Source organism: Arenibacter flavimaris (assembly GCF_030291335.1).
In the GTDB taxonomy this organism is placed as follows: domain Bacteria; phylum Bacteroidota; class Bacteroidia; order Flavobacteriales; family Flavobacteriaceae; genus Arenibacter.
In genome coordinates, this window is record NZ_JASWIM010000037.1 from 45,092 (window position 1) to 57,061 (window position 11,970).

The 11,970-nt window shown below is 42.0% G+C and carries 9 protein-coding genes; 1 reads left to right on the forward strand and 8 read right to left on the reverse strand.

The genetic code is table 11. The features are described from left to right. Nucleotides 1–2: 2 nt before the first annotated feature. From QSE00_RS21145 to rpsO, 8 genes are all read right to left on the reverse strand, one after another. Nucleotides 3–1,169: an IS4 family transposase gene (locus tag QSE00_RS21145; RefSeq protein ID WP_286107405.1), complete on the reverse strand. Its 1,167-nt coding sequence runs from the start codon at nucleotides 1,167–1,169 to the stop codon at nucleotides 3–5. A gap of 209 nt (nucleotides 1,170–1,378) precedes the next feature. Continuing rightward, nucleotides 1,379–2,359, reverse strand: a complete 981-nt coding sequence (locus tag QSE00_RS21150) for a YpdA family putative bacillithiol disulfide reductase (protein WP_286107406.1) — start codon at nucleotides 2,357–2,359, stop codon at nucleotides 1,379–1,381. After that, nucleotides 2,359–3,018: a ribulose-phosphate 3-epimerase gene (gene rpe / locus QSE00_RS21155; RefSeq protein ID WP_110355650.1), complete on the reverse strand. Its 660-nt coding sequence runs from the start codon at nucleotides 3,016–3,018 to the stop codon at nucleotides 2,359–2,361. The genes QSE00_RS21150 and rpe overlap by 1 nt, the downstream gene beginning before the upstream one ends. A gap of 100 nt (nucleotides 3,019–3,118) precedes the next feature. After that, a complete protein-coding gene (locus tag QSE00_RS21160) occupies nucleotides 3,119–4,354 on the reverse strand; it encodes a DEAD/DEAH box helicase (RefSeq protein WP_110355651.1) in 1,236 nt (411 codons plus the stop codon). 69 nt (nucleotides 4,355–4,423) lie between these two features. Continuing rightward, on the reverse strand, nucleotides 4,424–6,625 hold the full coding sequence (locus tag QSE00_RS21165; protein ID WP_110355652.1) for a B12-binding domain-containing radical SAM protein: 2,202 nt from the start codon (nucleotides 6,623–6,625) through the stop codon (nucleotides 4,424–4,426). A gap of 332 nt (nucleotides 6,626–6,957) precedes the next feature. Then, complete coding sequence (locus tag QSE00_RS21170; RefSeq protein WP_031442671.1) at nucleotides 6,958–7,821, reverse strand: sigma-70 family RNA polymerase sigma factor; 864 nt, start codon at nucleotides 7,819–7,821, stop codon at nucleotides 6,958–6,960. A 186-nt stretch (nucleotides 7,822–8,007) separates the two neighbouring features. Next, entirely contained in the window at nucleotides 8,008–10,227 is a 2,220-nt protein-coding gene (locus QSE00_RS21175) for a polyribonucleotide nucleotidyltransferase (RefSeq protein ID WP_286107407.1), read from the reverse strand. A 227-nt stretch (nucleotides 10,228–10,454) separates the two neighbouring features. Next, entirely contained in the window at nucleotides 10,455–10,724 is a 270-nt protein-coding gene (rpsO, locus tag QSE00_RS21180; RefSeq protein ID WP_031442673.1) for a 30S ribosomal protein S15, read from the reverse strand. Between the two features lie 248 nt (nucleotides 10,725–10,972). On the opposite strand from rpsO, the gene QSE00_RS21185 reads away from it, so the two are divergent. Continuing rightward, nucleotides 10,973–11,833 carry a hypothetical protein gene (locus tag QSE00_RS21185; RefSeq protein WP_286107408.1) on the forward strand — a complete coding sequence of 287 codons (861 nt, stop codon included), beginning with the start codon at nucleotides 10,973–10,975 and terminating at the stop codon, nucleotides 11,831–11,833. The last annotated feature ends 137 nt before the right edge of the window (nucleotides 11,834–11,970 follow it).

The following is an 11,970-nucleotide window of genomic DNA, read 5'->3' on the forward strand; positions in this document are numbered from 1 at the left end:
ATTTAATCGCTAAATAAATTCATCTGTTCATTGACATTTTGATTTGATTTCGGTTCGGTGAGCAACTCCTGCAAAGGAGTCTTGTCTATGGCGGAGATACCTAATATTTGGATTATCTCATAAATAGACAGCTCGCTTTTTAAGGAATGTTTTACGTGTGCCACTACCAAATAAGTGCAGATCGCTACCCATATATGGATGTTGACGGCATTTTCCGAGTGCCCCCAAAGTTTCTTTATGGCCAGGTTCTGCTTGATCCATTTGAAGAAGGTCTCTATCTGCCATCTGTTGCGGTACAGTTTGGCGACTTCGAGAGCGGACACTTCCATGTTGTTGGTCAGGAAAAGGAGATCGACATCGCCTTCCTGGTCATGGTATTCCACGAGCCTAAGGGGTCCGGGGTAGAGCTTTTTCGACCTATGCCCGTTAAGGGTCACCGTTCTGTCCGTTCTCAGTCCTGACGCCGGATCAATGTTGAAGTTCTGTTCCACAACGCTGTAGTCCATGTTGGACTTCGCCCTTGAGACGAAAAAGGCCCCGGCCGTATCCATTCGGTAAAGCGCCTCAAGGTCGACGTAGGCCTTGTCCATTAGATAGACCGCACCAGGTACGGGCACTAATAGGTCGAGAACGTTGCTATCGTGGTACTTTCCATCGCTTACCAGTATAAAGGACGGGATGTTCCCTCTCAGGTCCAAAAGCGCATGGACCTTAACGGCTCCCCTAGAATATTTTCCGGGCGCCCATCGGAACAGCGCAAGGCTAAGGGAAATCGTGGTGGAATCCAATGCGAAGACCTCGTTGTCCAGTTTGACATTGGGGACCTGACTATCGGCATACATTGGCCGGACCAGGTCCACAAGGTACTGTCCGAATTCCGCGAATATCCTCCAGTCCCGTCGCTCGTTGGCACGCGACAGCGACGATTGGTTGACGTGTCCACTAAAGCCGAGGTGGTAGAGTTTGTTCCTGTGGGCCCTGAGGCAGGTCGAGATGTCCCTTAGGGAATTCCTGGAAGTCAGCTGTCCGAAGAACAACTGGATGAACTGGTTCCAACAGTTGAAATCCCGGGTCCTGTAATCTCCGTTGTGTCTTTTTACACATTTCTCGAACTCGTACCTGCTTACATACTCAAGGAGTTGGGCAAAAACATATTTTCCAGAATTCATGACGGTCATTTTAACAAACCGCCAAGATATCCGCCAAATCAAATCAAAAAATCAAAGAACGCTTTTAATTCCCCGTGTATAAAGGGATTGAATAAAATTTTAAAAAGTTAACGCATCACTAGTAATCTATGATAGCCAAAGGATCTTTAGGTTCATGAGTCATGGAGGATACAAGGGACATTGGAAAAACGTTTATAAACCCGCATTTTTTAAGCAGAGCCCATTTTTACCTTACTTACAATATGGTCCATAATCATGTTGGCATGGATCCTTGAATTTTCTATAAACCATTTGTGGGTTTCCATTCCTCCACAAATTACACCGGCCAGATAAAGATTATCAATATTGGTTTCCATGGTTTCCGGATCGTAGTGGGGAAGTCTTTTTTCGTCATCTGACAACTGGATCCCTATTTTTTCCAAGAAAGCGAAATTGGGCCTATATCCCGTGAGGGCCAGGACGTAATCGTTTTCCAAGGCAATTGTACCGCTAGGGGTATTTAGAATAATTTCGTCTTCCTTGATTTCCTTCACGGTACTATTGTAATGGACTTTTATACTGCCTTCCTCTATTCTGTTGATGATATCGGGCCTTACCCAGTATTTTACACGTTGGCCTACCTCGGGTCCTCTAATGATCAAAGATACCTCCGCGCCCTTTCTATAGCATTCCAGGGCAGCGTCTATAGCCGAATTACTGGCCCCGATGACCGCTACTTTCTGACTTGAATAGAAATGGGGATCCCTGTAATAATGGGATACCTTTTTTAAATCTTCCCCGGGTACGTGCATTCTGTTCGGAATATCGTAGAATCCTGTGGCAATAATTACGTTGGTGGAGGAATATGTATTCTTATCCGAAACGATATGGAAAAGCCCATCCATTTTTTTGATGGAATTTACTTTTTCAAAAAGTGTAATGTTCAGATGGTTGGAGGTCACTATCCGTCTATAATATTCCAGTGCCTCATTTCTTTTAGGTTTCGCCTCTATGCTTATAAAAGGAATTTCATCGATTTCCAGTTTTTCGGAAGAGGAAAAGAATTGCATGTTCAGGGGATAATTATAAAGCGAATTAACAATACACCCCTTTTCGATAATTACGTAGGACAATCCCTTTTTTTTGGCTTCCAGGCCACAGGCAATACCAATGGGTCCGCCTCCAACAATTACTACATCCCAAATCTTCATTATCCTACTATTTTTTTGAGTTCCTTAATGGTCTTGGTGGGATTATCACTCTTAAATATAAAACTACCTGCCACTAAAATATCCGCTCCTGCATCTATTAATTGCTTGGCATTTTCAGTGGTAACACCCCCATCGATCTCAATTAGGGTATGGGCACTTTTTCTATTGATAAGTTCTTTTAGCGCCTTAATTTTTTCATAGGTATTTTCAATAAAAGTTTGTCCGCCAAATCCTGGATTTACACTCATTACACAAACAAGATCTATGTCATTTATAGTATCCTCCAATAACTTAATATTGGTATGGGGGTTCAATGCCACGCCTGCTGCCATTCCCTCGGCCTTTATGGCTTGCAAGGTACGGTGTAGATGTGGGCAGGTTTCGTAGTGTACGATAAGGTTATTGGCTCCCAATTCTGCGAATGTCTTGATATAGCGATCCGGGTCCACGATCATTAGATGTACGTCCAAGGTTTTGGTAGCATGGGCCGCAATTGCTTTTAGGACGGGCATTCCCAAAGAGATATTTGGCACAAAAACACCATCCATAATATCTATATGGTGCCAATCGGCCTCACTGTGGTTTACCATTTCAATATCGCGCTGGAGATTGGCAAAATCGGCGGCCAAGAGGGAAGGGGCAATAATCTTTTTGTCCATTATTATTTACTATAAGTGTTTCTACAAAGGTAGTGAATTGATATGTTTAAAGGTGTGCTCCACAACAGGATCAACCTTGCTATGCTCCAAAAGATCCCGATCAATACCAACGTTTCTTTTTCTTTTTGGAGGCCACGGACTTCCTGCCTTTTTTATGTTTACTGCCTTGTTTCTTATGTACTTGCGGTTTGGCCTTTGGATCTAAGGGATACGGATGGTCTTCAACAACTTGGATGTGTTTTTGCATCAGTTTTTGAATAATGGATAAATATCCCTTTTCATCTGCGGAACAAAAGGCATAGGATGTTCCCGTATTTCCCGCTCTTCCCGTTCTTCCTATACGGTGTACATAGGTTTCCGGTATATTTGGCAAATCGAAATTGATAACCGCGTCCAGGTCGTCAATATCCAAGCCACGGGCGGCAACATCAGTGGCCACAAGAATGTTGGTTACCCCCTGCTTGAATTTTCCTAGTGCTGCGTGGCGCTCTTCCTGTGACTTGTCTCCATGTAGGCTATCTACCTTGAAATTGTTGTTGCGAAGCGTTTTTTCCAACTTCTCCACCCCGTATTTTGTGCGTCTAAAAATCAGGATATTGCCCTTTATAGTATTTCTAAGAAGGTAAAGACAGAGTTCTATTTTATTGGGCTTTGGCGTGTAATACAATAACTGATGTACGGTAGCCGCAGCGGAAGATGTAGGGGTGATGGCTACTTTCTTGGGGTCTTTTAATATGGTATCGGCCAACTGCACCACTTTAAAAGGCATAGTGGCCGAAAATAGGAGTGTCTGTTTGTCATTGGGGCAGAGGCGCTCTATTTTTTTTACGTCATCTATAAATCCCATATCCAACATTAGATCGGCCTCATCCAATACCAATATTTCCACATAGTCCAAATTGACCCTGTCTTGCTTGTGCAGATCCAATAATCTACCTGGGGTTGCCACAAGGATATCCACTCCCTTTTTTAAGGCAGCTATTTGGGGCTCTATTTTTGTTCCACCATATACAACGGTTGAGGTTAAATGCGTGTATTTGCTGTAATCCAAAAAACTCTCGTGAATCTGGGAAGCCAATTCTCGGGTAGGACTTATTATCAATGCTTTAATTTTTTTGCCCTTTTCCGAAGTCTCTTGCTTATCAAATAGCAGCTGCAATATGGGCAGGGCAAAAGCGGCCGTTTTTCCTGTTCCTGTTTCGGCAGAGGCTATAACGTCATTTTTCTCCAGAACTAAGGGTATGGCAATTTCCTGAATGGCAGTTGGGGCGTCATAGTTTTTTTCAGCCACTGCTCTCAGGAGATGTTTATTGAGCTTTAATTCTTTAAAATTCATATGGATACCTATTTAGGTAGTGATGCGTACAAAGGTAAGATAAATTGGCAAGGCATGTGTTGGTTGGGCCTACAAGCTTAAAAGACCATGGTCCCTTAAAGTTTGTAAGGGCTTGGAATACCAGAACAGCTCAAAATTTTCAAATTGCGATTCAAAGTCGGTCTTAAGCTGTGCAAAGGTGGTCGTTTTTCCATGGTTGCCTATCATATTGGCCAAGGTGTTACCGAGCCATTTCCCTTGTTCCTCATCAATGGTAATGGATATGGAAGTGGTTTGGTCATGAAAGACCATTTTGAGCAATTTCCAGGTATGTCCTTTTTTGGATTTGGAAATAGTCTCCACCATGGGCAGTCTTCCCAACCATAGTATTTTGGCATTGGGTTTGGTGATTAATACAGGTTCCTCTTTAAGGGCGTTTTCAATATAGTTGGGTGCAATGGAGGTTTTTGGGATTTTAAAACTGAACCATTCCTGTAAGGGAAGGTCAAAACAAATACCGTGCATATAGTTAAAGAGGGACTTTTTTAATCCATAACTAAACTTCCCGTGGTCAATTCCCGTAGTATCCGTGAACTGGATATCATTGTTGGCAAAAGTTATGGGCCGATAGTCTGGAATAATATGGTAATCTTCGGGGTTGAGACCTATCGGACTATGGGCGGTAAGGGCAAATTGATGCCAGAATCCTGATTGAAGTATTCCCACTTGGAACATTTGCCGTACCATTTCCAAACTATCTACGGTCTCTTGGACCGTTTGGGTAGGGTAGCCATACATAAGATAACAGTGTACCATAATACCCGCTTCGGTAAAATTACGGTTAACCCGTGCTACCTGCTCAACGGTAACTCCTTTTTGGATCAATGCCAGCAATCGGTCCGAGGCTACCTCCAATCCTCCGGAAACGGCAATACAGCCAGATGCCTTTAGTAACTTACAGAGGTCGCGGCCAAAGCTTTTTTCAAACCTAATGTTGGTCCACCAGCTAACGGTTACATTTCGTTTTATGATTTCTAGAGCCAAAGCCCTCATTAGTGCAGGGGGTGCGGCTTCATCCACAAAATGAAAACCGGTTTCCCCGGTTTGTTCAATGAGCTCCTCCATACGGTCTACCAGCAGTTTGGCGGCAATGGGCTCATATATTTTTATGTAGTCCAGGGAGATATCGCAAAAGGTACATTTGCCCCAATAGCAACCATGTGCCATGGTAAGTTTGTTCCAGCGGCCATCGCTCCAAAGACTGTGCATGGGGTTGGCAATTTCAATGACCGAGATGTATTTGTCCAGCAATAGATCGGTGTAATCCGGGGTACCTACTTCGCTTTGTTTGTAATCTGTGTTGGGGGAGAGATTATTGTAAAAAATTGTTTCGTCCTTTATTAAAAAGGTTCTCTTTAGAAGGGCATTGCTATCGGTGCGTTGGGGGAGCAGGCAATGGGCCGTTAGCAGCTCCAAGGGAAGTTCTCCATCGTCCAGACTTATATAATCAAAGAATTCGAAAACCCGCGTATCGGAAACCGATCTCAATTCCGTATTGGGAAATCCCCCGCCCATGGATACTTTTATTTTCGGATAGTGTTGTTTTAAAAATTGGGCACATCTAAACGCACTGTACAGATTGCCGGGGAAGGGAACGGAAAAACATACCAGCTTGGGTTTGACCGTATTGATCCGCTTATCCAAAATGTCCAGCGTCAATTCGTCTATATAAGTGATTTCATTTTGTAAATACCGGTATAGTTCGTCAAAGGAATTGGCGCTTCTTCCCAATCGTTCTGCGTAACGACTAAAACCAAAGTTTTCATCGACACATTCTACCATAAAATCGGACAGGTCTTCCAGATACAGTGTGGCCAGGTGTTTTGCCCTATCCTGATGTCCCATGGTCCCAAAGGCCCATTCCAAATCGTCCAATTGATCAAATCTCCCTGCTTGTGGCAAAAAGTTGGGCGTACATATTTGTCTGGCAAAGGTGGCGTTATGTCCCTGCAAAAAGGAAACAACGGCATCTATGGTCTTTAAATAATCTTCTTGTAAGGCGTTTATTCTAAGGCAGTTGTCCGATATTATGGAATTGTTCGCCTTTGCACAATCAAAAATATTACGAAGTCCGTCTTTGGAGAAGATTTTTAATATTACCTCTATCCCCAGATCCATTTGAAATGCACTTATGTCCTTGGTGTTCAGAAATCCCTTTAAATAGGCCGTTGCCGGATAGGGAGTGTTCAGTTGGGTAAAGGGAGGGGTTATTAAAAGGAGGTCTTTCGCCATAGTGCAATAATGTAGATGATACAAAGATAGGGGTGTTTCAAATAATGGACTTGTTAATTGTTTAGGGAATGCAGTTGCCGAAAATTGAGTATTTCGGTTTAAAAAAGTGGGGGCAATTATTTATGATTAGTTGTTAAAATGTCAATGAATACAGTACTTGTAGGGTTTTTTTTTTGGTGTAAAACAAAAAAACTCCGGTAATCAGCCGGAGTTTATTCATCAATCAAAAAACGAACAGTCATGATAACTGTTGTTACTGTCCACAATTTACGATTTTTGCAGCATCTTTCCAATGGGGAAAGACGATTGCACAAAAAATTTAATTGTTTGGATTAACCAAGATATGTTTTTAGGATTTTGCTTCTGGAGGTATGCTTTAACCTTCTAATTGCCTTTTCCTTTATTTGGCGAACCCTTTCCCTGGTAAGGTCAAAAGTTTCCCCAATTTCTTCCAAGGTCATGGAATGTTGTCCGGCCAATCCAAAGTACAGGCGAATTACATCCGCCTCCCTTGGGGTCAAGGTTTCCAAAGCTCTTTCTATTTCAGTTCTAAGCGATTCGTGCAACAATTCCCTGTCCGGATTTGGCGATTCCCCACTACGCAATACATCGTAAAGGTTGGAATCCTCACCGTCTATCAAGGGGGCATCCATGGAGACGTGACGACCGGAATTTTTAAGTGATTGTTTTACATCCTCGACGGTCATGTCCAATTCCTTGGCGATTTCTTCCGCAGATGGTTGTCTTTCATGAGCTTGCTCCAAGAAGGCAAAGGTCTTGTTGATTTTATTGATAGACCCGATCTTGTTCAAAGGTAGTCTTACAATACGCGATTGTTCGGCCAAAGCCTGTAATATGGACTGACGAATCCACCAAACCGCGTAGGATATGAATTTAAATCCACGTGTTTCATCAAAACGTTGTGCGGCTTTAATTAAGCCAAGGTTACCTTCATTGATCAAATCAGGAAGGGTTAAACCTTGATTTTGGTATTGCTTTGCAACGGAAACCACAAATCGTAAATTGGCCTTGGTCAATTTCTCGAGTGCACGTTGATCACCTGCCTTGATCCGTTGTGCCAATTCTACTTCCTCATCTGCCGTAATCAAATCTACCTTACCAATTTCCTGTAAGTATTTATCCAAAGAAGCAGTTTCTCTATTGGTAACCTGTTTTGTAATTTTAAGCTGTCTCATCGAAATTTTATCTTTCTAAATTATGTGCATTAAGCATAAGCTGCATTAGGTTATACGTTGAAAAGTTGGAAATGTTACAATTGGTCCGTTTTATTTTGCTTTTTTAGATAAAATACATGAAAAAAGCCATGCTCTACCTTAAAAAAGGTAAAACATGGCTTTGGTATTGTGACCGTTATTTAAAAACTAGTCCCTTCTTGGCTTACGATCCCTATCTCTATTTCTATCGTTGCCCCTGTCATTTCTACCGCGATCTTCGCGTGGTGGTCTTTCCTTATAACCTTCAGGTTTTGGCAATAAAGCCTTACGTGAAACTTTTTCTTTTCTTGTTCTTGGGTCTACACCAAAGTATTTAACATCAAAAACATCTCCCATGTTTACCACATCGGAAACATTTTCTGTTCTTTCCCAAGCCAATTCGGATACGTGAAGCAATACCTCGTTACCGGGGGCCTCCGTATATTCCACAACGGCACCAAAATCCAAAATTTTGATGACTTTTACTTCGTATGCGCTACCTACTACTGGTTTAAACAATAATGATTCTATTTTTGCAAGAACCATATCGATTCCTTCTTGTGAAGTACCTAGTATTTCAACAATACCTTCTTCGGTAACCGGATCCTCATTGATAACGATGGTTGTTTTGGAAGTTTTTTGTAATTCTTGGATTACTTTTCCTCCAGGCCCAATTAATGCTCCAATGAATTCGCCAGGAATAACTCTGGTGACCATCTTGGGAGCATGTGGTTTAACATCTGCATTAGGTGTAGCAATAGTATCTACCAATTTACCAAGTATGTGCAAACGTCCAGCTCCTGCCTGTTTAAGGGCATTGACCAAAATTTCATAGGATAAACCTTTTACTTTAATGTCCATTTGGCAAGCAGTAATTCCGTCTGCAGTTCCTGTAACTTTAAAGTCCATATCCCCAAGATGATCCTCATCACCAAGTATATCGGACAATACAGCGTATTTTCCTGATTCGCTATCGGATATCAATCCCATGGCAATACCGGACACGGGTTTCTTTAATTGCACCCCGGCGTCCATCAATGCCATAGTTCCGGCACATACCGTAGCCATGGAAGACGAACCATTGGATTCCAATACTTCGGATACAACCCGGACCGTATAAGGACAATCCTCTGGCACCATCCCTTTTAGGGCACGTTGGGCCAAGTTACCATGTCCTACCTCCCTACGGGAAGTACCTCTAATAGGTCTGGCTTCCCCTGTTGAAAAAGGTGGGAAGTTGTAATGCAGGTAGAAAGTTTCCTCTCCTTCAAAAGAAGGCATATCTATTTGGTTGGCTTCCCTTGAAGTTCCCAAAGTAACCGTAGCCAAAGCTTGGGTTTCTCCACGTGTAAAAATAGCGGAACCATGTGTGGAAGGTAAATAATCCACTTCACACCAAATGGGTCTAATCTCATCTGTTTTTCTACCGTCCAAACGAAGTCCTTCGTTCAAGGTAAGGTCCCTAACCGCGGCTTTTTCGGCCTTGTAGTAGTATCTGGAAACCAAATCCCCGAAATCTGCCAATTCTTCTTCGGAAAAAGTAGCTTTAATCTCTTCTTTTATGGCGTCGAAGGCAGCACTTCTTTCGTGTTTTGCCGAACCGGCTTTTGCAATGGCATATACTTTGTCATACGCCATGTCGTGGATTTTCTTGGCCAATTCCTCATCTTCCCTTTCCGACTCGTACTCACGTACTTCTTTTTTGCCAAATGCTTCTGCCAGCCTAATTTGGGCGGCACATTGTACCTTAATGGCATCATGGGCAAATTTAATGGCTTCTACCATTTCCTCTTCGGAAATTTCTTTCATTTCACCTTCAACCATCATCACAGAATCTGCTGAAGCTCCAATAACCATATCGATATCGGATACCAATAATTGGGCTCTGGTTGGATTGATTATGAATTCACCATCAATACGACCTACACGCACCTCGGAAATAGCACATTCAAATGGGAAATCTGAAAGTTGAATGGCTGCAGAAGCGGCCAATCCTGCCATAGCATCGGGCATAACATCCTCATCATGGGACATTAATTGGATCATCACCTGGGTTTCAGCATGGTAATCCTTAGGAAAAAGTGGGCGTAAAACGCGATCCACCAATCTCATTGTCAATACTTCTCCGTCACTCGGTCTTGCTTCCCTTTTGAAGAAACCTCCTGGGTAACGTCCCGAAGCTGCAAATTTTTCACGGTAATCTACCGTTAGTGGAAGAAAATCCACATCACTTTGTTTGTAATTGGAAACTACTGTACATAACAACATACATTTTCCTGACTGAACAACAACAGAACCATGGGCCTGTTTTGCCAATTTTCCGGTTTCGATAGAAATTTCCCTACCGTCCCCAAGGTCAATGACCTCTTTAAATACTTTTGGTATCATAAATACGAATTAAAACCTGTCTCATTACAGGTTTGTTAAACAATGGTCTTTCGTCTGTTATAGACGTGTTGTTGTGTTGTAGTTGTGTGTTGTTGACCAATGAAAAACTATGTGCAAGCTTTTTGTTTGTGCCCTAAGGTATGCCTATGGGACTTTACAATAGTATTGAAATCAATAATATTGATATTGTAAAAAAGGGGAAAGTAAAACTTTCCCCTTTTGGTAACTTATTTTCTAATTCCTAATTCTTTAATTATGGCACGATATCTAATGATATCCTTCTTAATCAAGTAATCTAAAAGAGATCTTCTCTTTCCTACCAGTTTTACCAATGAGCGTTCGGTGTTAAAATCCTTACGGTTCTTTTTCAAATGCTCGGTCAAGTGGTTGATTCTGTGGGTGAACAAGGCAATCTGCCCTTCAGCGGAACCTGTGTTTTTTTCTTCCCCGCCGTGTTTCTTAAAAATCTCGGCCTTTACTTCCTTAGTTAAATACATTCCAATATTATTTTAATGATTTTTATGTACATGATTGATTTTCAATCAGGGGGCAAAGATAGACTTTTTTTTAGAAACCTAGAGCCATCCCAATGTTTTTTGAAGTGTGGATTAAACTTTTTTTAAAATAGTTCGTCCTAATATAAAACGTTAAAGAAATGTTATTGCCTCATTGTAATGACAGATCTGAGCGCTGGCCGGCGATGGAATTGAAATTTTACTTATTGCAAACATTAAAATCAAAACAGATGAAAAAAAGTCTCAAAAAATTGAACGTAACAGGATGGCTGCTATTGGTCTTTTTGGTAATGGGTTCCTGTAACAATGAAGAGTCCAACAATCAGGAAGAGGATACGGCTTTTGAGGTGGCGGAACTTGTCGCTAGCGATGAGGCCGATTTAATTTCGGAGGAAATAGCCAGCATAGTTGAGGATGTGTATGCCACCGAGGAGATCAGGGCTACCTCAAAATCGTTCTTTCTTTCCAATTATTTGCCGGAATGCGTCACTATAACAACAGTGGTTACCAATGAGACCAAGGAAGCAGCCATAGATTTTGGAGAGGGTTGCGAGCTGGCCAATGGCAATCTATTAAGTGGAATAATCCATTTAAGTTATGCCAAGGATCTGGATGTGGCAACCAAGACCATTGTTCTTTCTTTGGAGGATTTCACTTTTAACGGAGTGGCTGTGACAGGGGGAGCAACCTTGGTGAGGAAACGTTTCAATGGTAATGGTAACCCCCAGTCCGATGTAGTAGCCAGTTATAACGGGGTATGGCCGGATGGAAGTGTTGCCAGTTTTACAGGAAATAGAAGCTGGGAATGGGTAGCGGGTTATGGTTCCGGGATTTGGACCGATAATGTTTTTCTTATTTCCGGGAAGGGCAGCTATACCAATAAGACGGGCGTTGTATATTCCAGGGAAACCAAAAGCTTGCTTAGAAGGGAATTGTCCTGTAGGTTTATTGTTAGCGGGGTAATGGAAATTGCTAAAAACGATACTGCTATTAGCCTCGATTTTGGGGACGGCACTTGTGACGCTAAAGGAACGTTGACCTTTCCAAATGGAGAAACCAAGGAAATTCTTTTAAGAAGGTTCAATAAGTAGGGGATAGCACAATTAAAAAGAGGCTGTCTAAAAAGGCAGTCTCTTTTTTTTGTTTATGATTTTAAAAAAAGTATCGATTTTCTTATCTTAATGGTATGAAAAGCAATGTCGTTTGGAAGACCAATAATCAGACGCAA